The sequence below is a fragment of the Streptomyces sp. NPDC088194 genome (assembly GCF_040702025.1).
Taxonomy (GTDB): Bacteria; Actinomycetota; Actinomycetes; order Streptomycetales; family Streptomycetaceae; genus Actinacidiphila.
This window is the reverse complement of record NZ_JBFBIV010000012.1, coordinates 107,770-133,840: the sequence shown is the minus strand read 5'-3', so window position 1 is coordinate 133,840 and position 26,071 is coordinate 107,770. Positions and strand designations below refer to the sequence as shown.

Here is a 26,071-nt window from a genome sequence, read left to right as displayed (position 1 = left end):
GTCAGCTGTCCTTGCGCAGGGCGTGGGCGAGAAGGTCGAGGAAGGAGCGGTTGATCAGGCTCGACTCGGCGGGCCTGAGCGGGCGCCGGGACAGCAGTGCGGCCTGCCCGTAGAGGGCCTCGGCGCTGGTGCGGGCGAGCTCGGGCTCGTCGATGGCGACGGCGGTGCGGACCAGCGGGTTGAGCTGGTTGAGGATCAGCTGGGCCCGTGGCGCCTCGTGGCGCAGCGCGCCGAGGATGTCGCCCCACAGGCCGCCCTCCTGCTCGCGGGCGAGCTGGGAGCGGGTGCGCTCGTGCCGGGCCTCCCGGCTGTCGACGAGGAGCGCGGGGGCGGAGGCGGGCTGGAACGTGCGCAGCGCGACGTCGCAGTCGAAGACGGCGAGGGCGTCGCGGGCCAGCGCGAGATAGGCCGAGGCGGCCAGTTCCGTCTCCCGGTCCACCGGGTCGAGGTGGGCGGTGAGCGTGGCCGGGTCGAGATCGGCGACGCTGGTCCCGGGCCTGACCTCGGGCAGCCGGTGGACGAGTTGGCGGTCGTAGGTGTAGCCGCCGTTGACGACGCCGAGGCCGGCGGCCGAGGCGATCGCGGCGACCTGCCGGAACTCCTCCACGCTGGAGGTGACCAGCACGGTCGGGTGGGTGCGGGCGAACTCGTCGAGGGTGGTGTGCCCGTCGGTGGTCTCGAAGGGCAGCCACGGCAGCAGCATCCGCAGGATCTCGTCGTCGTGCACCGCGAGCGACTTCACGGCCAGGTGGTGCGCCTGGAGGAAGCGGGCCAGCAGGTCCGGGTCGCTCGCGGCGGCCCGGGCGATCCACGCGCGCAGCCGCTCCGCGAGGGCGTCGCGGACGGCGGCGAGGGTCTCGTCCTCGTACAGCGACTCGCGGGAGGCGGTCGGGCGCAGGCTCTCGGCGTCGACGACGCAGCGGACGAAGAACGCCCAGTCGGGCAGGATCTCCTCGGCCTGGTCCGACAGCAGCATGCCCTTGACGTGTACCCGGTGGCCGTGGCGGCGCCCGGCCGGCACCGCGTCGGGCAGCACGCACGCGATGCCCTTCAGGCCCACGGCCGGCAGGTCCAGCTCGATGGTGTCCAGGGGCGTGAAGCCGAAGACCTGCTCGCCGTAGGCGGCGAGTGCGCGGGAACGGGCGCCCGGGGTGGGGTACGTGGCCGCCCAGGGCGCGGGCTCGCGATTGACGGGGGCGCCCGGGCCGCCGGTGCCGTCGTCGAAGGTCACCGGGTGCCGCAGCAGCGAGCCGAAGTGCCGTGCCAGCAGGTGTACTTGGGACGGCCGGGTCCACTCGCCGGCGTCGGGGCGCGGCGTCAGCCGGACGGTGGTGCCGGGCCGGGGACGGGCGGAGGCGGGCAGGGTGCGGACGGTGTAGCTGCCGTCGCCGTGTCCCCGCCATTCCACCGCGGGCGCGTCGGGGGTGCGGGCGGAGCGGCTGAGGACGTGGATCTCGTCGGCGACCAGGAAGCAGGAGAGCAGGCCGATGCCGAACTGGCCGATGAAGTCGGCGCGTTGCTCGGCGATCCGCTCGGCGCGCTTGCTGCTGCGGCCGATGGTGGAGAGGAAGGCGTGGACGTCGGCTTCGGTGAGCCCGACACCGTCGTCCTCCACGCGCACCGACGAGCCGTCGGCGTACAGGCGGATGCCGAAGTCCGCGGAGAACGCGTCGGGTTCGAGGAGTTGCCGGGCGGTCAGCGCGTCCACCGCGTTCTGCAGGAGTTCACGCAGGTAGACGCGGGGGCTGGAGTAGAGGTGGTGGGAGAGGAGGTCGACCAGTCCGCGCAGGTCCACCTGGAAGGTGCGGTCGGCGGAGGCGGGCGCGGCGGTGGGCGCGGTGTTGTCGTCGTGCGGAGTCATCGGGCAGTCCGGGGTGCGAAGGGGTGGCGGATGGGCGGCGGGGGAGCGGCGGAGGGGCGGCGGGTGAACGGCAGTTGGGTGCCGGGTGAGCGGCGGGTGAGCGGCGGGCCGGGGTCGGGTCCGCGCGGGCCGGGCCGTGGAAGGCCGGCGGCGGGTGCGGGCCCGGCGAGGTGCCGGTCGCGCTCGGACCCGCTGCCGGCTCGGACGGCTGCCGGCTCAGACGCGGCTGCGGAAGCGGGCGAACTGCTTCTCGGGCTGGGAGAGATACGACCAGGGCCGCTCGGTGAAGGCGCCGTCGAGCGCGCCGAAGACGCGCCGGGCCGTACGGCGTTCACCCGCCAGGGCCAGGGCCATCGCGAACAGGCTGAAGTCGTGCTGCCAGCCCGGCACCCGCACGTAGTCGGGGTGGAGGATGCTGTGCTCGGCCGCCGCCCTCAACTCGGCCTGGATAACGGGTGTTTCGAGGCACTTCCCGTCGTCCGACTCGACCCAGTCCTCGATGTGCGCGCAGGCGATCACGCAGCCGAGCCGGTGTCCCTGCGGCGCGCGCGTGAGGCTCTCCCGGGCGAAGGCCAGCGCCTGCCCCGGCTCACCGCTCCACCGGGGCTGGAGGTAGGACACCCACTCGTGGTGCGCCGCCAGGTCCAGCGGGTCACGGCGCAGCGCCGCGGCCAGCCGGGTCTCGTTGACGGTGTCGCCCAGCGACATGCCGCGCCCGGAGGTGAGCAGGCGGGACCACGGCGTGCTCCATTCCGGCCGCAGTTCGGCGGCTTCGAGCAACTGCTCCTCGGCGACTTCGAGCCGCTCGTGGAAGAGCCGCCACTGCTCCCGCGTGACGTTCTTGGCCGACGCGCGGGTGCGGGCCTCCCAGCCCCAGGCGATGTTGCGCGCCCCGGCCACCAGCAGGGCCGTGGCGCGGTACTCCTCCTTGCCCTCGGCGGCTTCGACGATCCAGTTCTGCACGCCCCCCAACTCCGCGAGTTCGCTGAGGACGTGGTGGTCGCGACCGAGGTCGAAGGGGGCGAGCGCCATGGTGAACGCCGCCCAGTCGTCCGCCCGCACCGCGTCGGTCAGGGCGAGCACCCGCGTGTCCCCCAGCGCGCGCAGCGTGTACGTCCCGTCCTTCTGCCGGCGCGGGACCGGCAGGGCGTACGGGTCCGCCTCCGGTCTCTCCCGGCCACCCCGACCCCACAGCTTGCCGAACATGCCGCGCCCTCCCCTGGTCCCGCGTGATCGTCCGGTGCAGGATATGTGGTCGCACCGACACTGTCTCCCCAGATCCTTCACCCCGCCCCGGTCTCGCCCGGCACCGCCCGACCGCCGCCGCCCGCCCGGGAATACGGGCGGCCCCTCCGGGGACCGTGACGGTCGCCCGGAGGGGCCGCGGTGACGCTGTGCCGTACCCCGTGGTCCTCGCTCCCTGGCCTTACCCCTTGCCGCCCGCGGCGGAGGGGCGGTGATCCCGGGCCGTCGGCTGGAAGCCGACCGTGTAGGTCCGGGTGACCGTGCCGTCGGCCGAGGTGACCTCGATGGTGCGGGTGGTGATCCGGGAACCGGTCGAGGTGAGGACCGGGCTGCCGTCGGTGACCTTCACCCGGGCACCGGACTGGGCCGGTACGGCCGTGACGGACGGGAGCTTCACGTTCTTCGGCCAGTCGACCAGGTACGTGGAGACCTCCGGGTCGAACCCGTCGATCGCGACCCCGCCCACCGTGATGGCGCCGGCGTCCGCGACGGCGGCCTTGGTGGCGTCCGCGATGTTCGTCACCGTGACCGACCCGTCGGCGTTGACGACGACGTGCGCCGTCATCGCCGCCGCCAGGTTGATCCGCTCCCAGCTCGCCCCGCCGTCGGCGGTGAGGTCGAGCGGGTTCCCGGAGTCCGTCGCGGTCTGCTCCAGGATCTCGGTGCGCTGCTCGGTGTCGAGCTGCGGGAAGGCCGTCACCAGCAGGGCCGCCGCGTCGGACGGCACCTTCAGCGGCTGCCCGGCCTTGCCCGTCCGCGAGAACCCGTAACTCAGGCGCTGCGTGTACACGTTGACGTCCTGCGCCGTGCTCAGCCCGTCGTACGTGTCGCCCTCGCAGGCCGCGAGCGTGTCGCCGTACCCCTCCTTCTCGCACTGCGCGAGCAGCACGTTCTCGATCTCGGTGTGCGCCTGCGTCAGCAGCTTCGCGAAGTCGGGGTCCGCCCACCGGTGCGCGACGGTGGCCTGCCCGGTGATGCGGCCGCCCATGACGTCGAGCGGGTAGTGGAACCCGAGGACGATGCGGTTGTTCCCGTACTCCGAGGTGCGCGCCAGGATCGACGGTGCCAGCTCCGGCAGCAGCGTGGCGAGGATGGTGCCCGCCTCGTAGCCGCCGTAGGTGTGGCCGCTCGGGTAGGAGCCGCTGGTGGCGAGGCTGCTGTACGAACCGTCCTGCGACTCGTAGATGTCCCCGCCGTCGCCGACGAACCCGAGCCGCACGTACGGGCGCAGGTAGTCGTAGTAGTTCTTCGCCGCGTCGTGGGTGTCGATGCCCTGGGTGACCCGGCCGAACAGGGCGTTGGTCTTCGGCAGGTTGCCGCTGCTCAGGGCGTCGCTGTAGATCTTGCCGAGCCGCGACCCGAGGCCGTCGGCCATCGTGACGGTGGGGCTGTTGTTCGCGTCGGTCTCGGCCCGGTCCACCTGGGCCTGCGTGGCGGCGTTGTTGATGCCCACCGCGATCGTGTCGTTCTCGGCGGTCAGCGAACTGCCCTCGGCCACCTTGGAGTTGGCGCCGAGGATGTCGGAGTGCAGGTCCTTGATGCCGCCGAGCAGGTCGTTGAAGTAGTCGCTCCCGTCGTCGGTGCTCGGCCACGCGTCGGAGGAGTAGTCGGCGTTGAGGGTGTCGGAGGGGAAGGGGGAGGGCGTGTACGACGACGGGTCGGAGCCGTCGCCGTCCGTGGCCGCGGCGTCCGTGGCGGAGGGGCCGGCCGACGGCGCCGTGGCGTCGTCCGAGGTCCCGGCCAGGGTGACCGCGGTCACCGTCGCCGTGTGCGCCTTCGCCTTCTTCCTGGCGGTCAGCAGCGCCGTGGTCGCCGTGCCGGGCACGTGCGCCGTGGTGCCGTCGTCGAGGGTCACGGTGTAGCCGATGACCGGGAACCCGCTGTCGCCGGCCGGCAGCCAGGTCACGCGGACCTGCCTGCCGTCGGTGACCACGCTCGTCACGGTCGGCTGCCGCGGCTTGCCGCCGCCGGTCACCACGGGTGCCGTGTCGGGGCTCTTGGCCGAGGCGCCGACCGCGTTCACCGCCTGGACCCGCGCCCGGTAGGAGCGGTCGCCCGTCAGCCAGGTGAAGGTGGTGCTCCGGCTGTCCGGGTCCTTGATCGCGATCTGGTGCCCGTCGTCGAGGCTGACCCGGTACCCGGTGACCGGCGAGCCGCCGGTGTCCCCGGGCGCGGACCAGACGACGGTCACGCTCGTGCCGGACGACGTCGCCGACACCGCGGCGGGCGCGGCGGGCACCGTCCTGGGCTTCGTGGTGAGCGCGGCCTGGGCCTTCCGCAGGGCCGTGTAGCGCGCGGTGAGCGTCGCGTCGGTGGCCTCGGTGTCCGCGACCGCGGTCTTCGCCGCGGCGAGCGCCGTGCCGAACGCCTGCCACGACGAGTCGGTGTAGCGCGCGTCGGTGAGCGCCGACGCGGTCGTGACCAGGTCCTCCAGTTTCAGCCGCGGCAGCGGGACCAGCTGGTCGGCGGCGAGGGTCAACGTGCGGGTCTGGGTGTCGACTTCGAGCTGGGTCGCGCCGTCGGCGGCCACCAGGTCGCGGGCGGCGGCGAGTTCACGGGTGAACACGGCGAAGTCGATCGGGTCGTAGCGCGCCGCGTCGCCGGCGAGCCCCGCGTACTGGTCGATCGCCTTCCGCAGCGCGGAGGTGTCCGTGGCGGCGGGCGCGTCCACGTGGCTGAAGGTGACCCGGCCCAGGTTCGCGACGTACGGGTGCGCGGCGTCTGCGGTCGTGGTCAGCCGCAGGTGGACGGCGTGCGTGCCGGTGATCGAGGTGGGGAGCGTGAGGCTCGTCGTCCCCCCTGACGACCACGCGCTTCCGGTGACCGGCAGCGGGATGGTCGCGTACGGCGTGCCCGGGGCGGCCGGGTCGAAGGCGTCGAGGTAGAGCTCGACGGCCGAACCGGTGCCGCAGCGCGCGGAGTTGTTGGCGTAGGTGATCGTGGCGGTGGTCTTCGCGGAGGCACCGAAGTCGATGTCCCCGTATGCCAGCCAGGCGCCGTCGTAGGTGCCGCCGAGGTCGGTGGCCGAGCCCGCGTCGCTCCAGCCGGCCGGCTCGCTCTTGAGGGTGCCGCCGCTGCTGGTGGTGAACGCCGTGGCGTCGAAGCCCACCGGGGCGTCGGCGGTCCGCGTCAGGGTCAGCGCGTAGACGTTGGCCACGTACGGCTGGTCGGAGGTCTGGGTGCCGGAGACGAAGTCCGCGTACACGTCCTGGACGCCGGTGAAGACGCTCGGGTCGAGCCGCACGGAGGTGGTGGAGACGGTGCCCCAGCCCGAACCGGTGTAGTCCAGCGGGATGTCGACGCTTCGGTCGCCGTCCTTCGCGGCGAGGTGCAGCTCGATGTGGGAGTCCGACGCGGCCCTCGACCGGGGCTTGTCGTAGCTGACGGTCACGGTGTCGGCGCCGTCGCCGAGGTCCGTGCCGTGCCACTCGGCCCACGCGCCGTTCGTGACGTTCTCGAAGATGCCGTTGCCGAGGCTGAGCGGGAGCGAGCCGGCACCGGTGGAGGTGGCGCTCGGCGCGGTCAGCGTGGCGAGCGTGGTCGTCGGCGACGACGTGACCGCGTTCGGCGAGAACTGGTACCAGTCGAAGTTCGACACCCACTGCTGCCCGGACGGGGCGTGGAAGACGAACGTCGCGGCCGACGCGCTCAGCAGCAGGTCGGGGTCGGTGATGTCGGCCTGCACCGTGGTGTAGTACTGCCAGCCGCCGGTTCCGGGCAGCGTGACGGTGCCGACGATCGGCCCGTCGGCGGGTCCGGCGTGGATGTCGACGCTGCTCGGCTTCGCGTTCGCGGCCTGCGCGTTGGCGTAGCGCACCGACACGCTGCGCGGCGCGACCCCGCCGAAGTCGAGCTTGCCGTACTGCTCCCAGGCCCCGTCGGTGACGCCACCGAGGTCGCCGTCGGAGTAGTACGCCTCGCTCACCAGGCTGGGGCCGTCCTTCTGGTCGGGGCTCTCGGCCTGAAGGACGGCGTAGCCGCCCTCGTCGATGGTGAGCGCGCCGGCCGCGGACGCCAGCGCGTCCTGCGCCGCCATGAGGGTGCCGGTCCCCGACGCGGTGTCCGCGAGGACGGTCCTGGCGCGCTGGAGCGCCGACTGGAACAGGGTCCAGGAGCCGTCGGAGTAGTTGGCGCTGCGGACCTCGGACGCCTGGTCGATGAGCGTGCCCAGGGACGCGCGGTACACCGCGGCGGCGGAGATGACGAGCGGGTCGGTCGCGGAGACCCCGGTGCCGGTCACCGTGGAGGCGTGCGCGCCGCGGGCGAAGGCCGCGTCGGTGAAGGTGATGCCGAAGCGCGCGTCGACCTTCGTGGTGCCGGTGAGCGACAGCGTCGCCGTGTGCGCGCCGCTGACCTTCAGATCGGCGCTGACACCGGCCGGCAGGCCGGTCACCGTCGCCGCCTTGCCGCGGGTGAGGCTGGTTCCCTTGCGGGCGGCGAACGACGCCGGACCGGACAGGGTGAGCTGCACGCTGCCCTTGACGGTGCCGTCCGCGGCGGTGGCCACGGTGCCCGGACGGGCGGAGACCACGGTGGTGCCCCGGTCGGTTCCGCCGCCTCCCGTGGCGCCGGTGTCGGTGTCCAGCGAGTACGCGGGCTTCGTGTCGGCGCCCCACCGGGAGGGCTTGGCGCCCATGGTGAAGTCCAGGGTGCCGCCGGCGATGATCTGCGCGTAGTCGAGCCAGGTGTCGTTGAACCGCGAGCCGTTGAGGGTCGCGCTCTGCACGTAGTAGTTGCTCGGCGACACCCCGTCGGCCTTCACCGTGAACGTGCTGCCGTTCGCGTAGGTGATCGTCGTGGAGTCGAAGAACGGGCTGCCGATCTGGAACTGGCTGGAGCCGGCCGTCACCGGGAACAGGCCCAGCGCCGCGGCCACGAACATCGTCGACATGGTGCCCGCGTCGTTGTCCATGGTCGGCAGGAAGCCGTCCGGGGCGAGCTTGTAGACCTGGGTGTCGATCGGCGGGGTGAACTCGCCGCCCGAGCTGGGGGCTTCGTTGGTGGAGCCGGTCGCGATGTAGCGGTTCCAGGTGGTGCCGGTGTAGATGGAGCGGACCCACTTCTGCGTCTGGCTGGGCTCGCCGACGTAGTTGAACAGGTACGGGGCCTGCAGGTCGATCTCGTTGGCGTTGGAGTGCAGCATCGTGGAGCCGTCGTCGGCGGCGGAGTCCACGCCGAACATGTGCTCCACGGCGGCCTTCCCCGCCTTCGCGCCGCCCATGGCCTTGATCAGGCCGCCCATGTCGTAGGCGTCGTACCAGTTGTACTGCCAGAGCGTGCCCTGGTAGAGGCCGGCCGCCTCGAACTTCTCGTAGTCCGCGCTCTGCCAGTCGCCGCCGGACGCGCGCGGGGTGAGCAGGCCGACCTGGGTGCCGTCGGCCGCGGTCCAGGCGCCGGACTTCACCAGGTGGTCGATGGCCATGGTCGACTGGGTACGCAGCTTCTTCGCGTCCGCGTCCTTGCCGAGCGCGCCGGCGATGATGGACAGCGCCCACTGGTCGTAGCCGCGCTGCACGGTCGTACCGGGGTCACCGCTGACGTACCCCTGGCGCAGTTGCGCTCCCGTGTAGTAGCCGGCGTACGACAGCAGCGCCGGGTACGCCTCGTCCAGCCGGTCGAAGTTCTTGTACCCCTTCGACAGCGCGTCGGCGATCACCACCGCCGAGCGCTCCCAGCGCACGGTCGGGACCGACTGGGTGAGGCTGCCGAGGCTCTTGCCGGAGGTGTGCGCGTCGGCGAAGAGCTCGATGAGCGACTGCACCATGTCCCGGTAGGTGGCCGGGTCGACGTACGCCTCGACGGAGTACTTGCGGAAGTCGTCCCAGGTGGACCAGCCGTCGTAGTACGTGAACCCGTTCGTCCGGTGCACCGCGCCGTCGACACCGCGGTACGTCCCGCTGGTGCTGGTGGCGTTCACCGGTAGCCCGTACATCCGGTACAGGTGCGTGTAGAACTCCTTGGTGAGCGTCGACTTGGGGTCGGACGTCGCGGAGGAGTGCACGGCCACGGCGCCGAGCGTGCTGTTCCAGTCGGCCTTGGTCCGGGCCCGCGCCTGGTCGAAGGTGAGGCCGCCCACCTCGTTCTGCTGGTCGGTGACGGCCTGGTCCGCGCTGATCGGCGAGAGCGTGATGCGCAACTCGACGTCGTGGCCCGCCGACGGGTCGAAGCCGAGGACGGCGCCGGTGTCGGTGCCGTCCTGCGCCGTCGCGTCGCCCAGCGTGCCGTCGTCGCCCCAGCTCTTCAGCGAGGTGACGGGGGCGTTCGTGGTGGCGGCGTAGTACATCCGGTACGCGGCGCCGTTGAACGAACCCGCGATGAGCCCGGTGATCCGGGTGGTCCCGTCCGCGAGGGTGGTCGCCTTCATCGTCGCGCGCGTGCGGCTGGTGTAGTTGTTCGCGAGGTCGAGGACGAGTTCGGGGGCCGACCCGGCGGGGAAGTCGTACCGTTCGAGCGCCGTGCGCGTCGTCGCGGTCATCTCGGCGTCGATCGTCCCGGCGTCCTGCGTCACCGACGTGTCGGTCCCCGAGACGGACCCGAGCCCGACCTGGTAGGAGCCGGGCGACGCGCTCTCGTCGTCATGCCGGTAGGGGTGCGCGTACGTGCCGGGCGCGGGGCGCTTGCCGTACCGCACGGACGTCGGGACGACCAGCAGGTCGCCGCCGCCGCCCGAGCCGCCGACACCGTCGAGGTCCGTGGCGGTGAACCCCGCGATGTGGTCCTCGTTGTAGTCATAACCGGAGTGGTTGCGGTCCGGCGTGGTCATCGGGTTGACCTTGGCGAGGCTGTGCGGCGCCTCGGCGCCCGGCAGGTCGTTGCCGTCGTCGCCGGCCGTCGACACGAACGGGTCGACGAGCTTCGTGTAGTCCGTGCCGCCGGACGTGCCGGAGGACGTGGCGGACGTCGCGGGCGACGCGGCGGCGGTTCCGGCACCCGCGAGTGCGGCGAGGCCGAGGGTGCCGGCGACCAGCGCGGCGACCGCCGCGCGCAGGGGCCGTCGCCGCCGGCGCTCGGTTCTCGTCAACGTCGTGGGTGGCAAGGGGGGATGAGATCTGACGGGCATGGCGCCTCTCCGGCGGTGCGGCACGCACGCATGTCCCGGTCGGAGCTCATGCTCAAAGGGACGGCTGACAACGTTGTCGGCCGCCAACTCCGGTTCATGCGGAACGAGATGGCAGTGGATATGCGGGGTACGGTACCCCGCTGCGTTCGTGGACGTCAGTCATCAGACACGGAGAAGGCGTACGGCGGATAAACGGAGTCCGCACAGCCGGTGCCCGGTCGTGCGGGGGGCGGGCGTCCTGGGACCCGCGGCGGGCCGGCGCCGCGTGTCCGCGTCACCACACGGTGACCGTATTGACCGGTTCGGGGAGCCGCTCGGGAGTGTGATCGGCAGGAGCGATCCGGGTGATCGAGGCGAACCGGCCACGGGTGGCTGCCGCGGCGGCCCCGGACCGCGTCGGCTGACGTCGTCCACCGACGGGTCGCGAGGCCGTACCCGGGGGGCAGGGGCATCTTGACCTGCGACAGAACGGATGCCGAGGCGGGTGGCGGACGGCGCAGGACACGGCTGAATGAGACCGGAACCGGGACCACTGCACCACGCGCCTTGCTGGTCGGGGTCGCAACCCTCCAGGCGCGGCAGCGAACGCGAGCGGTGGGTGATGTCCGAAGGTGCGTTTCCGGGTGGCGTGGCGTGGTCAGGGCTTCACGGGAGGTGTTCGAGGTCGGGCGGTCCGGTCCAGGAGCGGTCGAGGATGACCGCCGGCATCCCCCGGATCACCGCCTCCACCGCCCGCCCGTACGCCCGCTGCTCGTCCCAGGAATCCGCCGAACCGCGGCGCCCTTCGGATGTCGTGCCCGGTGAGGCGCCGGCGGGGGATGCGGGATACGAACTCGCGAGGGGCTGCCCCCAACACGCTTTCCAACGGGTCTCCTTGGTAGCCAAGGAGAGGCGGGGTCGTCCTGACCTGCGATGGAGTGGCCGGGCGAAAGGCTTGCGGACGCCGATGAACGCGCACGAACGAGACCGGAACTGAGACCGGACTTCGCGGGTTCCTCCTGGTCGGCGGCCGAAGCGCACCGCCGTCCACGAGATAGCCCGTTCAGCGCGAGCCGGGCATCGCCTATCGGGTCGAAACCTGTCCACTCGCGTGCGGTGCGACGGGTTCAGCTGTCGGTGTCCTTGGGGTGGCGGGTGGAGGCGTAGACGAGATGCACGGTCCGGCGTGGTTGGTCGACGAGATAGCGGACGCGACCGCCGGCGGTGACCTCGTACTCCCACTGCGGGTATTCCGTGCCGCCGAGGGTGGCGGTGCCCAGTCGTCCGCGAAGCCTGTGCTGGCGGTCAGGGTCCTTCATGGAAGCAGGTTGGGCGCGTAGCGCCTCGTAGCAGCGCCGGGTGTTACCGGGAGCCTCGGTGCACAGGTCGCCCCAGCCTTTGGCCGCATCGTTCGTGGCGAATCGGAGGCGCCATTCGTTCTCGATCGGCGGTGGCGGGACGTCGTCGCCGCGCTTGGGGCTCACGGCGCGGGTACCTCGCCATGGTCCTCGTCCGGAAGCGGAGTCGTCAGCTGCGCCGTCAGTTCGGGGTCCGCGAGGACCCGGGCGGTGGCACGCCATTCGACGATGGCCCGGTGCAGATTGGTGTGCACGTCCAGTTCCGCGGCGTCATTGGTTGCGTTCACCAGGTCGAGGACGAACTCGCGCACTTCGTCCGTCGACAGGTGCCGGGTCCACGGGAAGACCTCGGGCAGGGCCAGCAGAATCGCCCGGGCGCCTTCGTCGCTGCTGATCAGGGCCGCGAACAGCCGAGCGGTGACGTCGGCGGTCTCCTCGCGCTGACGGTCATGACGCTCGGTGGTGAGATACAGATCCTCGCCGTCCCGACGCGTCACGTGGACGCGCTGGGCACGTTCGACGGTGTCGGCGACCCGCTTGGAGTTCTTCGACAGATCGGAGAACGAAACGGTCAGAGTGGACATGGGTCGAGCATAGTTCGGAATATGTTCCGAAGTCAAGGTGAGGCAGGGGCTTTGTACCTTGCGGCCCGGCGGGCGGCGTCGATGAGCTCCGGGCGGGCGGTGGGGCCCTACGACGTCGTGCCCGGTGAGGCGCCGGCGGGGGATACGGGAATCGAACTCGCGAGGGGTTGCCCCCACACGCTTTCCAACGGGTCACGGTGTCGATCGCAGCCGAACGGGAGAGGGCTGACCTGCGGCGGAATGATGGACGGACGGTCGGGCGGACGTGGCTGAACGTCGATGAATGAGACCAGAACCGGGACCGGACGACAGCGTCATACCTTCTTGATGACGACCGTGTCCGGGACCAGCTTCTCCAGGTCGTCGACATCGGAGGTGAAGACGGTGACCTGGCCCTGCTGCCGACGCGCGACGACCGCGAGCACCGCATCGATCGCGTACTTGTGACCGTGCAACTTGGCATCGGCCAGGAGTCGGCGGGCCTGTCGGGCTTCGTCTTTGCCGATGTCGGCGACTTTGAGGCGGGAGAGCACCCAGTCCCATCGCTGCTCGGTGGTCCGGCCGTCGTACGCTTCGACCAACGTCATCGGGGATGTCACTACCTCGGCTTCGCCCCGGGCCGCGAGGTCGAGCCAGGCGATCATCTTCCGGTCGCCGCGTACGGCGAGAGACAGGGCTTCGCAGTCGAGGACGAAGACCCGGAGCGGAGGCCGGTGCTCGCTACCGCGCTTCTTCACGCGGCCTCTCCGGCGCTGCCAGGTCGACGGTGCGCGTGCTCGGCGTCGAGGCTGTTCAGCTCGTCGAGGGCCGCCGCGCGTTCATCCTCGGTGACCGGACCGTGCTCTTCCTCCAGCCAGTCGACGAGTTCCACGAGCCGGTCCCGGTCGCGCTTGATCCGCAGTGCCTCGGCAACGTAAGCCGACAGACCGCGCTCGGCAGCTTCCGTCCGGATCTCGTCGAGGAGATCCTCGGGGATGGTCACCGTTACCTTCTTGCTCGCCATACAAGGAACCATACTCGCGGTATTGAGAACCTGCTATACCGGCCAGCCGGAAGCTTTGCGGTGCTCACAGGGGTGACGCGGGCATGACGCTCGCGATGCGGGACAGCGTGAAGACGCGCTCGTCATCCCGAAGATGGCACCACGCGCGGGTCCAGGGCGGGTCCAAGGCGGGTCCAGGGGGAGTTCGCTGACGCTTCGCACGCTGTGTCCGCCGGATGCGGCGTCGTACCCGACGGTGATCACCTGACCGGTGTCGACGGCGTGGGCGAGCTGGCGAACGTCGGTGAGGGACAGCCGACCGGCGTAGCCGGCGATGATCTCCTCGCTGTCTGTCTCGACGGCGACTCCGCTGTCCGGGCCGGGCTCCGGGCTCGACGGAGGGGCGGCACACAGCCTGGCTGCCAGGTCCCGCAGAATGCCGGGCCCGCTCACCTGCTGGACGGCGCCGGACGGGAACCGTGAACCAGTGCTGCTGCTCGGCGCGCGGTGGACGACAGGGCTGCCGCATCACCCGTCAGTAGGGCCGCCCCGACGCCGGACCGGGTGCCGCGGGCGAGGACACCAAGCACTTCCGCCTCCCGGATGACGGTCGCGAACGGCGTCTCGTCCTGCGGAAGTTGATCAGCGAGCGGGCGGCGCCACGCAACCAGCGACCCCAGATCGGCGGTACGCCGCACCCCCTGCCCGGTCGGGAGGTCCGCCGCAGCAGTGAGCAGTCCCTGCCTGGCCTGCCGGCGGCCGTCGCAAGGCGGTGTCCCGGCGAGCGCCGGAAGCGATTTGCCCTCCTCTTCGTCCGTGGGTTCAGAAGCGTTTGTGGGCATCCTGACCCGCGATGGAAGGGGCGCACGGCCGTGGGCCGGGCCTGCTGAACGCCGGTGAACGGGTCGAGATCACGGAACCGGTTTCGCGGGTGACCTTCCCGCCGGCTTCGGTGCATCCGCGCGGCCTCAGCCAAGTGCGGGAAGTCCAGGCCCAGTCGATGACGGTCAACGCGCGCACCGTGCGGGTCGTTCGTCGGCCGTCACCGCGATCGCGCCGGATGGGCTCGGCGCGTGCCGTCGCCCGGGGCGGCGCGCGCAGCGTCTCCAACAGTGCTCGTTCTAGCGACCGGGGCGGCTGCCGGCCTGCGCGTCGGCCGGGGAGTCGGCGGCTGTCGCGGCGGGGACGAGGACGATCTTGCCCACCGCGCGGCGGCCCTCCAGATCGGCGTGGGCGTCAGCGGCGCGATCGAGTGGGTAGCGCTTGACCAGCGGTTCGAGTCCGCCGTCGGCGGCCGCCTGGATCGCGCGGGCCCGCAGTTCCCTCATGGTGCCGGCGCGTCGCAGCAACTGGGGGCCGATCGCCCAGATCACGGTGCTCGCGTGCCCGATGATGTCGTCGGTGGTGAGCTGGGTGGCCGTGCCCGATGACCAGCCGTGCAGGAGGAACTTCCCCCCGGGGCCGAGAAGGTCGAACGCCTGGCGGCCGGTGGTCCCTCCGACGCCGTCGAACACGATGCCGATCTCTTTGCCGCTGAGGGCATCGTGGACCGCGTGCGGCCACTCCGGGTCACGGTAGTCGGCGGCAATGTCGGCACCAAGTGACGTGGCCTGCCGCGCCTTCTCCGGGCCACCGGCCACGCCGACGACGGTGACGCCCTGGCGGTGCAGCGCCTGGATGAGCAGGGCTCCGACGCCGCCGGCCGCCGACGTGACCAGCGCGACGTCCCCGGGCTCGGCCTCGGCGACGTCGAGGAGTCCGAGCGCGGTCGAGCCGGTGGTGATCATCGCCACCGCGGTGTCCGCTGCCATCCGGTCGGGGATGCGGTGCAGAGCCTCGACCGCGGCCACCGCCTGCTCGGCGTAGCCGCCGTGGGCATCAAGGGTGCCGACCACCGGGCGGCCCAGCCAGTTCTCGTCTACGCCCGGGCCCAGCGCGCCCACGACGCCGGCGACCTCGCCACCCAGCACGACGGGCAGCGCGGGGGCGGGATGAGGTCCGATTCCGCGGCCCGACCGCAGCCTCGTCTCGATGACGTGGACGCCGCTGGCCCGGACGTCGATACGGACCTGCCCCTCGCCGGGGGACGGTGGGGTGATCTGCTCGTACCGGAGGTTCTCGGCGGGCCCGTACTCGTGGAGCCTGACTGCGTACATCGGTGTTGCGCCTTTCAGGAGGAGCCGGCCGGCGAGGCCGGCTTCCGGGCGTGCGGGCCGGTCGCGGTGGCGGCATCGGCGGTGGCGGTGTGCGGGGTGGGGCCCGGCGACCTGGGCGAGGACAGGACCCAGCCGGCGAAGGCTTCGGCGCCGTCCACGATCGCCTCGGAGCGCGGCGAGTGGTAGAGGTCCATCACGTGCTGTCCGCCGGGCAGTTCGGCGAGGACCACGGCGTTGTGCGATACGTCGCGCAGCCGGCCGACGAAGCTCCGGGCGCCCTCGACGGTGCCCAGCGGGTCCCTGGTGCCGTGGACGACCAGGAACGGCGGCGCGCCGGCGTTGAGGTACCGGTAGGGCTGCTCCTGCGGCGGCGTCTCGTCGGGCTGCTCGCCGAAGAAGTGGCCGTAGTAGCCGTAGAAGCAGATCGCTGCGCTCACCGAGGTGTCGGCGTCCTCGAAGCCGGGCTGGAACGCCGGGTCGTTCGGGGTGAGCGCGCAATGAGCCGCCATGTTGGCGCCGGCCGAGCCGCCCGCCACGAACACCCTCGACGGATCGGCGCCGTACCCGGAGCCGTGCTCGCGGACCCAGGCGATGACCTTCTTGGCATCGATCTGCTGGCCGGGGAAGGTGGTCTGGGGCCGCAGCCGGTAGTTGGCGCTGATGCACACCCATCCCTGTCCGGCGAGCCGGTGCAGCAGGGGACGCCCCTCGCGGCTCTTCGCGCCGCTGGAGTAGTGGCCGCCGTGGAAGTAGATCAGGACCGGAGCGTCGTCCGGTGCGTCGCGGCGGCGGTAGAGGTCGAGCAGATTGCGGCGCCCGGCGTCCCCGTAGCGGATGTTGGCGATCCGCTCCACGCCGCGCGGTCGCAGGAGGCCCGGTGGTGGCAGCAGCAGGATGCGGGCCCAGGCCCGGTGGCGGCGCGGCGGCGCCTGCACGTGCTCCCGCCAGCCGGCCCCCAGCCCTTCCCGGAGGGCGTGCCCGACGGCCCGGTCCGACCGCACGCCGCGCCACGCGGCGACGGCCAGCCCGACGACGGTGGCGGCGGCCACCCCGACCACCGCCCGGGCGCCCGTCGACCCCAGGTCACCCTGGGCCGCGGCGAGTGCGGTGGAGGCCACGAGGGCGTATATGGCCACGAACGGCAACTCGTTGGGGAGCAGACCGAAGACGAAGCTCATGCTCGCCACCGGGCCGGGCCGACGCGGGGAGACAACGGCGAAGAAGGTGCACCAGGCGACGAGCGCCACGGTGATCAGATAGCCGACGGGCACGAAACCTCCAAGGACGTGGACCCTGACCGAAGATCGCGGCCACATGCGTGTGAACGGAGGGGCGCTGGTGTGACCTGCTCGAGAGCGGCTGTTCCGGCGGTCACGCCGTCCTCCTTGGTCCGGCTCGATGCACGGATGAGACGATACGTTTCGTCTCGCCGGAGCATGGCCGAGGAACCGACGCAGTGTCAAGACGAGACGTTCCGTCTCGTTCGTCTATGCTGAGGGCATGCCCAAGGAGCCGGACGCGGCGCGCCGCAGCGAGCGCAGTCGCCAGGCGATCCTCGCCGCCACTGAGGAGATCTGCCGGGAGAACGGCTACGGGCGGCTGACCATCGAGGCAATCGCCACGCGTGCCGGAGTGGGCAAGATGACCATCTACCGGTGGTGGCCGTCCAGAGGTGCCATTGTGCTGGACCTCCTCGACCAGACCGCGAACGTCGCAGCCGACCCGCCGGACAGCGGCGACCTGGCCGCCGATCTGCACGCCCTGCTTGCCGAGGTCATCAGCATCCTCACCCCGCCGTTCACGTCACCCGCCACCGGACTGATCGCCGAGGCACTGCAGGACGCCGACCTCGCCAACGACCTCCGCGAACGCCTCATCCGGCCGCGCATCGCCACGTTCAAACAACGCATCCGCCGCGCGCAGGACGCAGGCGAACTCCCGGCGGACGCGGACCCCGACGTGGCACTGGACCTGCTGTACGGCCCGCTCTACCACCGCATGGCCCTCCACCTCGGCATGCCGGACCCCGACTACCTCGACACCCTCATCGCCCACGTCCTGCGCGCCCTGGCAAGCACGAACGCGGGACCGCCGCCGGCTCGTGGCCGCCGAGGCGGTCCGGCGCAAGCAACTCCTGGGCTCCGCTAGGAAGCGGCGCTCGCATGGTTCTACCCGGCGACGACGCCTGACCCGGCCACCCGGAGCCGCCCAGCGCCACCAGGGCACCTATGCAACGCCGTTGGCCCCCTGCTGCGAGCAGCGGGGCGGGGGTGGGGGCCAACGGTGCCGTGCCCGGTGAGGCGCCGGCGGGGGATGCGGGATTCGAACTCGTGAGGGGTTGCCCCCAACACGCTTTCCAACTCTTCGTCCGGGGGGCCGGTGGGGTTCGTGGGCGTCCTTACCTGCGGCGCGGTCCTCTGCCAACTGAGCTTCGGACGTTGCTGAACGGCGCCGAACCCAACTGGAACTGCAACTGCGTCAGTGCTGTGCCCTGCTGGTCAGGCCGTGCTGCTGGCCGCACCTTGAGCATCGACGGCGTAGCCGATCTCGGCGAGATCTGTGGCGAGACTTTCCACGGTCACGTCCGGATTCAGTGAGGCGACGAGCGTGGCGGTGAGCGGCTGGAGGCCGAGCACCGCCGTCACTGCGGCGGGGTCCGGCGACGTCTCGTAGTGGTCCTCGACGAATCGTATGTACGCGTCGGGCGAGCGGTCCGCCAGGAGCTCGAACAGGGCATCGGCTCCGTCCGGGTCGGTACCCTCTTCCGGGAATTCGATCTCGCCGGTCTGCCAGCAGCTATCGTCGCCGCCGCGCCACAGGCATGCGGTCACCACTGGCATTTTGTCCTCGTCGCAGAAAGCGGGCTCCTCGACGAACTCTCGGAAGGCTTCGTGCACCGAGTCGAGGACACCTGGCCAGGGTTCGTCGTTGCCACTTCCGTGAGGGCTCATGGGTGACTTGTGGTCGAAGCCGCGCACGTATGCGCCTGCGGCGGAGAAGACGATGGACCACTCGTTCCCGCTGCCGTCGCGCATCGATGCCATCTGCTGACCGCGTGCCCAGGTGGAGTTGAAGGAGTAGTAGCGGGACTCCCAGCCCGGGCTGATGACAGCCTCCAGCGTCGCCAGGGCCCGGCAGTGCTCGCGCAGCTCGGCGATACCCGGCAGCCGCCGGGCCAGATCGAGAACAGTCATGCCGACATCCAACCCCGTACCGCGGACAGCGCTGCGGGGCAGCTGAGGATTTGTCGGGACGACCGCCCTTCGGCTGGAAGGGCTCAGCCAGCTGGTGGCCTCGCTGAGGCCGACTGTCATACGCGGTTGCTACCTTCCGCTCGAACGACGATCGAACATCCGATGCTTTCGAGAGGTTGGCCATGGGTGCCAAGACGGCATTGCTCGTGTACATGGATGCCGGAGTGTCCGGTGCGCCGCGGATGACAGGTACGGCGGACAGCGAGCGGACTCGGGAGCTGGTCCGTCGCCTGTATCCCGGCTGGGAGGTTGCAGGCACATCCGGTTGCGGGCTCGGCGATGCGACCTATCCCCTGGAGGGGACTGCCTACATCGGCAGCTTTCCGGGGACGGACATCGTCTGCGATCGGCACTGGATGGGCGACTACCCGACCCGACTGCCACAGCACCTGATCGATGCAAGTGTCGGGCGCAGAATGGTGGTGCACTGGATGCACATCGTGGTGGACTTCTGCGCCTTCGCCGTGTGGGAGGACGGTCAGCTGGTCCGTTCGCTCAGCCTTTCGCCGGACAGCGGAGTCATGGAGGATATTGGCGAGCGCTTCGCGTTCGAGGCTTCTTACTGGGCGGGCGAGCACCCGGTGGAACGAGTGGCAGGCTGGCCCGCGCAGGGCCCGTACCCGCTGCCGTTCCACCCCCTCGAACTCGGCGAAGAAGCTCTGCGTGAGTTCTTCGGGTTTGTTCTGGAGGGCCGGCCTTCGCCGGAAGACATCGATCCCTACGAGGTAGGGCTCCGAGGCTTTCGCCTCCAGGACCCGCAGGCACCGGATCCTGCGCTGCGGCAGGCTGCGATTGCTGCAGCCGTCGCGCAGATGGGACCGCCGCGCATGTTCAGGCTTGGTCCGGACGGATCAATGGTTGAGATCGAAGCCCTCTGAGAATGGCTGGCATTATCAGCCGCATGTCCGATCGATTGTCTTCAGCGTCACGGCGTCGGGCCGGATGAACTGCCGCGGAGGTTGTCAGGTGCACCAGTGGGAGGTTGATCCGGCGTACCAGGCGGTGGTGCGGGGGTTCGTGGACGCGGATCCGCTGGATCAGGCGGGAGGCCCTCTCGACATCCGTGTGGCGGTGGCCGGGATCCGTCCCGATGCAAAGGACGAATTTCTGCTGGAGGAGGTGCCTTGGGACCGCTTCCCGGACGGCATCCGCGTCCGCGAGGACATGGAGCGGCTGCGTTCGGGAGACCCAGCCGCCGTCCGCGGGGCTCTCGGCATGCTTATCGGCCGGTGCGCCAACGACATGAGGGTGGCGGTGGCGCTGGCGGTGCCCTTCCTGATCCGAATCGGAACCCAGTCCGGCGGCACTGACCGCGCCGAGGTGCTGGCCGTGGTGGCCGAAGGGGCACGCATGGGGCATCAGGGCGTTTGCACGCGTGCTGACATGCTGCGGCACCGTAACGACGACGAATGGTACTTCGAGCCGACCGGATACCTGCAGAATTGGTCAGTACAGGCCGCCCGCTACGCGATCGCCGCAGACACCGACCTCATTCTTCCTCTCCTTGGCGATCCCGACACAGCAGTGCGCATCGCCAGTGCCTACGCACTGGCCGCTGCCTCCGACCGCGCTCAGGACATCCTCTCCGCGTTCCACACCTGTTTGCTCGCCGAGCACGCCCCGGACGTACGCGCGGGACTGGTACTGGCCATCGCAGAACTGGCCCGGGCGCACCAGGATTCGAAGACGACGGCGTGGATTCAGGCCTGCTGGTCCGATTCCGGACAGCCACCCGAGGTACGTACGAGCGCCGCACTGGGGTGGATGTGCCTCACCGACGAGCCGATACCGGACGACCTGCGCACCATCCTGGACGACCTGGCGACCGGCGAGACAGCCCAGCGGGTGGCATCGCTGCCGTGGATGCGTGTGGCCGCAAGCGCCGTCGCCGACGGTCTGCACCGCTGTCTGCAAGCGATGCTCCACCCCGACACGCATGACACGCACGACACGGATGATTGCTGCGACGACCCGTGGTCCTGACAGGGGTGGCGAGCCCCTGGGACTCGGCCCGCGAGGCCGCGCAGCGGCCCCTCAGCACACAAGTCGGCGCTCCTGTCTGGCAAGTGGTCAAGGAGTCGAACAAAGGGGGCAACCCCTTGGCACCCCGGATCAGCTGACTGCGAAGGCGTGAAGCACCGGTTTCTCCTCCAGGCGCAGCGCTCCGCACGGGGCGCCGAGGCTGCGGCCGTATTCGGTGAGGGCCAGGAGGCCGACTCCCCGAACCGGAGTGCCGGTGTCGATCGACAGGGGGTCGATACTCAGCTCCCCCGCCAGCTCGGTGGCCATTTCGAGCAGTTCCCACATCCACTCGTCATCGTCCTGGTCAACTTCCAGTTGCTCCGCCGTCAATGCGGGCAGCCCGAGAGCGGTCCGCCGCTCTTGCTCATACGCGAGTGGGACCCCGAGCTCCAGGTGCTGTGTGTCGTCGCCCGGGATGTAGGCGAGGCGGCGTAGGGTCTCGCCGCGCTCGGCGACCAGGACGGCCGAGCCGTCGTTCTGGGCTCCGTACCAGTACGCCTGGGCACGCCCGTACCGGGCGCTGAGGCGTTCGCACGCCTCCAGCACTGCGGCCTCGCGCTCAGCCGCACTGGGGTCGCACCAGGAGCCGACCACCAGGGTCCAGCCCGCGAGTTCGGGCGTGACGAAAACCCTTCGGTACCGGTCGTGCGGGTCGTCGTCGAGTCCGCCGTGGCTGTCGTAGTCCGCAGCGTTGACCCCGACGGAGAACGGCACCGGATACGCGGCTGACAGGCCCAGCATCTCCATGACGCCGGCCTGGTTGCCGGTGCTCACCGCGATCCAGGAGAGAAAGCAGCACAAGATGGGGACCGGTATGTCGTCCATCAGCTTGAGCTGGACAAGACGCTCCAGGGCTGCTCGGTCATGCGCACTGATCGCATTCTCGCCGTCGATCTCCGCCAGGCACTCCAGGGCTCCCCCGCGCGCCGCACCAGGCCCGTCACGGCGCACCGACTGCAGCAGCGGCACTACAGCTGCTCCCCACGAGCAGAAGGCGCGGACAGCGACCCGGCGCACCTCCTCGTCGCCGTCACCCAGCAGCGGAACCAGCAGATTCGCTACGGGCAGCGCGTCCTCGCCGCAGCCGTCGACGCCCATGACCGCTGCCCGGCGTACGAAAGGATCGCCGTGGGCCAGTGCCCGCAGGTATCCCGGCAGCACTGGGGTTCCCAGTCGTGTGAACACACGCAGCGCCCGCCAATGCGATCCCGGCACCGCGCTCTGCAGGACACCGAGTACAGGATCGAAGGCCGAGGCGCCGATGCCACATAGCACCGAAAGCAGAGCGGTCTCGGTCACCGACGAGGCGTCGTCGCGCAGTTCGTCCATGAGGGCGGGCAGTGCCGCGGTACCAAGTGCGACCAGGTCGGCTACAGCGGCGTGCCGCTCGGCCTCCTCGTCAGCGGACAGTGCCAGGACCCGCTGCCTCCCGGTCATGCCAAGTCCTTGAACAGCGCGTCGTACGGTTCGTTCTCCGGCGCGAAGACCAGAACGAAATCCCTGCCCGTCACGGTGACGGCCTCACGTAGCCGGGCCAACGCAGCTGCCTCCGTGGGAAGCGAGAGACCGAGGGCGGCTGCCGCCCGGTCTCGTCGAGCCCAGAGGTCGGGTGTGTCTTCCAGATACTCGGTAGCCAGCTCGCGGCTCTCCTTCGCGGTGAACGTCCGGCAGTCCTGCCACCACGGCGCCACCAGCAGCAGTCGTATGAGCTCGGGCAGTCCGACAGCGACCAGAGCTGCACGGCCTTCGGAGTCCGCGAAGAGGATCGGTCGCTCCTCGCCGCCTTCACCGCAGAAGAAGTACGTGCCCCCGGCCCCGTGACCGGCGAAGCCCTCCAGCGCCGCGCCTGAGGCAAGGTGCACCTCCTCGCCGTGGTCACCCCGGTCCAGGTCGAAGTCACCTGGCCAGGCCAGGAAAGCGGCGGCATCGTCGTGCGTGCGAACGGCGGTGATCAGCGATTGCATGCACCGCACCCTAATAAGGAGGACTGACAGCCTCCTGCGGGTTCACAAAGGCGGAGGGGCAGTGTCCGGCCAGATGAAGACGCCAGCGATGTGAAGTCCGGCTCGGAAGACGGTGGTGCTGTCCTCTTTCCGAACTTGAGCATTGAGTTTCTGCTGGTCAGGCATGGGGTCCTCGATGCGGTCGTCCTCGTGTGTGCTCCGAGAGTGCAGGCCGGACATTGATCACACGACAGGCCGGGATGTTGGGCGTCACGTCAGAAGAACCAGACGACGAGACGAACACTCTCTGGGCCGTGGACTTCGCTTAGCACGCTCATCACCTTCCAAACCGGGCCCCAGTGCGTAGCGTTTCCCGCGACTGACTGGCGGCTGCGGGTGCCGGAGAGGTCCGTCTCCTGCCAGTCAGCGGAGGCCAGCTCTGCCCAGGAGATCCACGTTGTCCCATGGAAGTCTCCGGAACCGCCGTATGTGGCGAACTCGCCACGCAAGCGGTCGGACGCGTCAGCCGGTATACCGCGGCCCTCGGACAGGGGACGGAAGCCGAACGTGTTGCGCACACCGAACAGGCAGGCGAGAGCGTCGTAGGCGTTGCCCGTGTTGAGGAGCCAGAGGTCAATGCCGGCCTGCCACACGGAGTCCTCATCGTCGGGCCCCCAGAGCCGGGCACCCGGTCGGCACTCGACCATCCCGTTCATGTCGGTGGACATGCCTGGATTCTGTCTGGAGGAGGCCCACGCTGTCGCCCCGGTTTGCCGGCGCTCCTCCCGCGCAAAGGCATTCGACTAGCGGTCGCGCGGTCTTGCTCGTCCACGGAATGGGCGATGGCCGGTCCCTCGGGCGTTGCCGGACACTGTGAGCTTGCCGCTGTCCGCGATGTTGAAGCAGGAGACCATGAACGTCCTGGGAATCGATGCTTGTGGCAAGCAGGGCTGGATCGGCATTCGTCTGGCGGCCGGTGTGTTTGACAGCAGCCTGGTCGAGGCCATCCTGAAGGCACTCATCGCGCGGGTGGGGGAGTGCGATGTCGTCGTGGTCGACATGCCTCTCGGACTGCTCGACAGGGGTTGGCGCGCCGCAGACATCCAAGCTCGCGCGTATCTCGGGGCCCGCCGGAGCAGCGTGTTCCTCACCGCCCCGAAGGCGGTCTGGGATGAGGCCGACTACGCGGCTGCCAGCACCGCATGCCTGACGATCACGGGGAAGAAGATCAGCCAGCAAGCATGGGCGCTGGCCTCCAAACGCCGTGAGGCGTACATGTGTTGGATCAATGATCCGGATCGCATTCATGAGGTGCATCCCGAAGTCTCGTTCCAGGCCATGGCCGGCGGTACTCCGCTGAGTCACAGCAAGAGGAGCTGGCGGGGTCAGGCCGTACGCCGCGCTCTCCTGACCGCCGCGGGTATTCCGCTCAGCGACGAACTCGGCGAGGCCGACTCCGTCCCCACCGACGATGTACTGGATGCCGCCGCGGCGGCCTGGTCCGCGCACCGCATCGCTGTCGGGACCGCGCAACGCATGCCCGCCACCGCAGAACGGGACGCCGCCGGCCGACTCGTGGCCATCTGGTACTGAGTCGGCGATCGGACATGATCCTCGGCGAGGAGACCTGCCGCGGAATCCGGCATTCTGTGCTGGTTGTGAGAACCGAAGCCGCCGCGCCAACCGCTTATGAATCGCGTCGGGCTGCGGACCACTTGCTCAAGGAGGTGGCCCGGAAGATCGGTCCAGCGATCTGGGGGAGCTCGCCCGACAGCCGCTGTGGACAAGACGCAGGACAACGAGGGCTGAGACAACGTGGGTGGCCCCCGCTGCGAGCAGCGGGGGCCAACGATGCCGTGCCCGGTGAGGCGCCGGCGGGGGATGCGGGATTCGAACTCGTGAGGGGGTGCCCCCGACGCGCTTTCCAAGCGCGCGCCCGACACGGTCACGGCATCCGGCGGGGTGACACGTGCGAGGGACGGCTCGCCCGCCCGCCCGGCCGCGCTGCCGCCAGGGGTGCCCCTGCCCCCGCACACCCCTTTCCACCCCGCCCGCACCGGGACGGGGGCGGTCAGCCGAGGGTGCTGCCGAAGGCGGACCCGGTGACGGGTGTGTGCATGGTCGCCGCGCCGAAGTTCGCGGGGTGACTGCCGGTCAGGCCGGCCGCGGTGCCGTGCAGGACCCATACCGCGCCGTTCCCGGCGTTCTCGCTCGGGTCGCCGGCGGCTGCCTGGGCGCGGTCGGTGCCGGTGGCGGCGAGGACGGCGACGGTCCGGCCGAACCGGTCGTGTGCCTCCGCGGCGCCCGGTACGCCCGCGGAGTCCTGGCTGAACGCCTGCGAGCCGGTGCCGGTCAAACCTTTGGCCGAGCCCTTGAAGAGGAGGAAGTCGCCGGCGTCGGTGACGCCGTCGAGGTCCTCGCCCGGCGCGCCGGCCACCACGTCCGCGTAGCCGTCGCCGTTGACGTCGCCGACCGCGACGTCCGTGCCGAGCGCGTCGGCGGGTTCCGCGACGCCGGGCACGCCGACGCTGTCCTGGTTGAGCCAGACCGGCGCGACGGTGGTGCTCTCACCGTCGGGCCCGCCGTAGGCCACCCCGATCGCACCGCCCTTGGACGGGATCAGCGAGTCGGTGTAGTAGCCCTCGTGGGTGTGGCCGACGACCACGTCGCCGTAGCCGTCGCCGTTGAGGTCGCCGATGGCCACGGAGTCGCCCTCCAGCCAGTGGCCCTTGGCGTCCACGAGGTTGCTCCGGTAGGCGAGGCCGCCGACGCTGTCGCCGGTGTGCGAGCCGCCGAGGAAGAGCGGGGCCTGCCCGTCGTCCAGGGTCTCCACGTCCCTGCCGATCACGGCCAGGTCGCTGACGCCGTCCCCGTTGACGTCACCCGCGGCCAGGTCGTCCGTGATGATCCCGGCGTTGCCCATCGCCTCCCAGGTCACGATGGTGCCGTGGTGGTCCGGGCGCCCGTCCGTGCCGACGCCGGAGAGGACTTGGATGTCGGCGCCGGTGAGATACGCGATGTCGACGCCGCCGTCCCCGTCGAAGTCGCCGGCCGCGAGGGTCTGACCCGTATGCCGGCCGGCGACGGCGCCGGTGTCGACCGCGGTCCCGCCGGCCAGGCCCTTCGCGCCGCCCCACAGCACGGTGACCATGCCGGCGTCGACCGCGCTGCCGACGTCCTCGCCGGGGGCGCCCACCAGCAGATCCGTGTATCCGTCCCGATTCAGGTCCACCGGGAGGACCTTGGCGCCGAAGTGGTCGCCCGCCTCGGCTCCTCCGGGCACGCCCGCGGTGTTCTGGCTGAAGCTCGCGTGCGTGGCGGCGTCGAGGCCACCGGTGGCGCCGTAGACCACCGAGACGTAGCCGGCGCCGGCGCCCCCGCCGACCGTGCCGCCGGGGGCGCCGACCGCCAGGTCGGCGTGGCCGTCGCCGTTGAAGTCCACCACCGGGGGGACCCGGGTGCTCGGGGCGGACGCGTGGGCCGCGGTGCCGGGGGCGACGACGGCGCTCACCACGGCGACCGCGGCCGCCAGCGTCATCGAGTGGACACGGAAACGTCCGGGTCTGGACAAACGTCTGGGTCTGGACATACGCACTCCCCTTCAGCCTGACGGCCTCCGGAGACCCC

General features: G+C 70.7%; 18 protein-coding genes. 4 read left to right on the top strand and 14 right to left on the bottom strand.

Translation table 11 applies throughout. The features are described 5' to 3' along the window. Position 1: 1 nt before the first annotated feature. From AB0399_RS09315 to AB0399_RS09275, 9 genes are all read right to left on the bottom strand, one after another. The gene (locus tag AB0399_RS09315; protein WP_366410829.1) at positions 2–1,861 is read right to left on the bottom strand and encodes an HSP90 family protein; all 1,860 of its coding nucleotides are present in this window, start codon (positions 1,859–1,861) and stop codon (positions 2–4) included. 216 nt (positions 1,862–2,077) lie between these two features. Continuing rightward, on the bottom strand, positions 2,078–3,067 hold the full coding sequence (locus AB0399_RS09310; protein WP_366410828.1) for a hypothetical protein: 990 nt from the start codon (positions 3,065–3,067) through the stop codon (positions 2,078–2,080). 220 nt (positions 3,068–3,287) lie between these two features. Then, entirely contained in the window at positions 3,288–10,166 is a 6,879-nt protein-coding gene (locus tag AB0399_RS09305; RefSeq protein ID WP_366410827.1) for a glycoside hydrolase domain-containing protein, read from the bottom strand. Between the two features lie 1,106 nt (positions 10,167–11,272). After that, a complete protein-coding gene (locus AB0399_RS09300) occupies positions 11,273–11,464 on the bottom strand; it encodes a hypothetical protein (protein WP_366410826.1) in 192 nt (63 codons plus the stop codon). 161 nt (positions 11,465–11,625) lie between these two features. Next, on the bottom strand, positions 11,626–12,087 hold the full coding sequence (locus tag AB0399_RS09295; protein ID WP_366410825.1) for a prevent-host-death family protein: 462 nt from the start codon (positions 12,085–12,087) through the stop codon (positions 11,626–11,628). Positions 12,088–12,401: 314 nt separating this feature from the next. Then, a complete protein-coding gene (locus AB0399_RS09290; RefSeq protein WP_366410824.1) occupies positions 12,402–12,824 on the bottom strand; it encodes a PIN domain-containing protein in 423 nt (140 codons plus the stop codon). Then, on the bottom strand, positions 12,821–13,090 hold the full coding sequence (locus AB0399_RS09285; protein ID WP_366410823.1) for a CopG family transcriptional regulator: 270 nt from the start codon (positions 13,088–13,090) through the stop codon (positions 12,821–12,823). The genes AB0399_RS09290 and AB0399_RS09285 overlap by 4 nt, the downstream gene beginning before the upstream one ends. Positions 13,091–14,190: 1,100 nt before the next feature. Then, positions 14,191–15,225, bottom strand: coding sequence for a zinc-binding dehydrogenase (locus AB0399_RS09280; RefSeq protein ID WP_366410822.1), 1,035 nt, complete (start codon positions 15,223–15,225; stop codon positions 14,191–14,193). Positions 15,226–15,239: 14 nt separating this feature from the next. After that, positions 15,240–16,496, bottom strand: a complete 1,257-nt coding sequence (locus AB0399_RS09275; RefSeq protein ID WP_366410821.1) for an alpha/beta hydrolase — start codon at positions 16,494–16,496, stop codon at positions 15,240–15,242. Positions 16,497–16,725: 229 nt separating this feature from the next. Here AB0399_RS09275 and AB0399_RS09270 point away from each other — a divergent pair, with 229 nt between their 5' ends. Continuing rightward, the gene (locus AB0399_RS09270; RefSeq protein ID WP_366410820.1) at positions 16,726–17,373 is read left to right on the top strand and encodes a TetR/AcrR family transcriptional regulator; all 648 of its coding nucleotides are present in this window, start codon (positions 16,726–16,728) and stop codon (positions 17,371–17,373) included. 350 nt (positions 17,374–17,723) lie between these two features. Here the strand turns inward: AB0399_RS09270 and AB0399_RS09265 are convergent, their stop codons facing one another. Then, positions 17,724–18,419 carry a hypothetical protein gene (locus AB0399_RS09265; RefSeq protein WP_366410819.1) on the bottom strand — a complete coding sequence of 232 codons (696 nt, stop codon included), beginning with the start codon at positions 18,417–18,419 and terminating at the stop codon, positions 17,724–17,726. 182 nt (positions 18,420–18,601) lie between these two features. Between AB0399_RS09265 and AB0399_RS09260 the strand changes: the two genes are divergently transcribed. After that, a complete protein-coding gene (locus AB0399_RS09260) occupies positions 18,602–19,357 on the top strand; it encodes a hypothetical protein (RefSeq protein WP_366410818.1) in 756 nt (251 codons plus the stop codon). A gap of 88 nt (positions 19,358–19,445) precedes the next feature. Continuing rightward, positions 19,446–20,462 carry a hypothetical protein gene (locus AB0399_RS09255; protein ID WP_366410817.1) on the top strand — a complete coding sequence of 339 codons (1,017 nt, stop codon included), beginning with the start codon at positions 19,446–19,448 and terminating at the stop codon, positions 20,460–20,462. 129 nt (positions 20,463–20,591) lie between these two features. On the opposite strand, the gene AB0399_RS09250 is transcribed toward AB0399_RS09255, so the two are convergent. The 3 genes from AB0399_RS09250 to AB0399_RS09240 all read right to left on the bottom strand — a co-directional run bounded on the left by AB0399_RS09250 (position 20,592) and on the right by AB0399_RS09240 (position 23,172). Further along, positions 20,592–21,938, bottom strand: coding sequence for a hypothetical protein (locus AB0399_RS09250; protein WP_366410816.1), 1,347 nt, complete (start codon positions 21,936–21,938; stop codon positions 20,592–20,594). Then, on the bottom strand, positions 21,935–22,465 hold the full coding sequence (locus AB0399_RS09245; RefSeq protein WP_366410815.1) for a hypothetical protein: 531 nt from the start codon (positions 22,463–22,465) through the stop codon (positions 21,935–21,937). The genes AB0399_RS09250 and AB0399_RS09245 overlap by 4 nt, the downstream gene beginning before the upstream one ends. A 254-nt stretch (positions 22,466–22,719) precedes the next feature. Continuing rightward, positions 22,720–23,172, bottom strand: coding sequence for a hypothetical protein (locus AB0399_RS09240; protein ID WP_366410814.1), 453 nt, complete (start codon positions 23,170–23,172; stop codon positions 22,720–22,722). Positions 23,173–23,323: 151 nt separating this feature from the next. On the opposite strand from AB0399_RS09240, the gene AB0399_RS09235 reads away from it, so the two are divergent. Beyond that, on the top strand, positions 23,324–24,037 hold the full coding sequence (locus AB0399_RS09235) for a DUF429 domain-containing protein (RefSeq protein ID WP_366410813.1): 714 nt from the start codon (positions 23,324–23,326) through the stop codon (positions 24,035–24,037). A gap of 478 nt (positions 24,038–24,515) precedes the next feature. On the opposite strand, the gene AB0399_RS09230 is transcribed toward AB0399_RS09235, so the two are convergent. Further along, positions 24,516–26,015 (bottom strand): FG-GAP repeat protein, encoded by a 1,500-nt coding sequence (locus AB0399_RS09230; protein ID WP_366410812.1) that lies wholly within the window; start codon positions 26,013–26,015, stop codon positions 24,516–24,518. Positions 26,016–26,071 lie beyond the last annotated feature (56 nt).

Coding starts and splice junctions, on each gene's coding strand:
- AB0399_RS09260 (WP_366410818.1), top strand. CDS start 18,602: ATGGGTGCCAAGACGGCATTGCTCGTGTACATGGATGCCGGAGTGTCC.
- AB0399_RS09305 (WP_366410827.1), bottom strand. CDS start 10,166: ATGCCCGTCAGATCTCATCCCCCCTTGCCACCCACGACGTTGACGAGA.
- AB0399_RS09245 (WP_366410815.1), bottom strand. CDS start 22,465: ATGCAATCGCTGATCACCGCCGTTCGCACGCACGACGATGCCGCCGCT.
- AB0399_RS09270 (WP_366410820.1), top strand. CDS start 16,726: ATGCCCAAGGAGCCGGACGCGGCGCGCCGCAGCGAGCGCAGTCGCCAG.
- AB0399_RS09250 (WP_366410816.1), bottom strand. CDS start 21,938: ATGACCGGGAGGCAGCGGGTCCTGGCACTGTCCGCTGACGAGGAGGCC.
- AB0399_RS09310 (WP_366410828.1), bottom strand. CDS start 3,067: ATGTTCGGCAAGCTGTGGGGTCGGGGTGGCCGGGAGAGACCGGAGGCG.
- AB0399_RS09265 (WP_366410819.1), bottom strand. CDS start 18,419: ATGACTGTTCTCGATCTGGCCCGGCGGCTGCCGGGTATCGCCGAGCTG.
- AB0399_RS09285 (WP_366410823.1), bottom strand. CDS start 13,090: ATGGCGAGCAAGAAGGTAACGGTGACCATCCCCGAGGATCTCCTCGAC.
- AB0399_RS09300 (WP_366410826.1), bottom strand. CDS start 11,464: ATGAAGGACCCTGACCGCCAGCACAGGCTTCGCGGACGACTGGGCACC.
- AB0399_RS09315 (WP_366410829.1), bottom strand. CDS start 1,861: ATGACTCCGCACGACGACAACACCGCGCCCACCGCCGCGCCCGCCTCC.
- AB0399_RS09295 (WP_366410825.1), bottom strand. CDS start 12,087: ATGTCCACTCTGACCGTTTCGTTCTCCGATCTGTCGAAGAACTCCAAG.
- AB0399_RS09280 (WP_366410822.1), bottom strand. CDS start 15,225: ATGTACGCAGTCAGGCTCCACGAGTACGGGCCCGCCGAGAACCTCCGG.
- AB0399_RS09240 (WP_366410814.1), bottom strand. CDS start 23,172: ATGTCCACCGACATGAACGGGATGGTCGAGTGCCGACCGGGTGCCCGG.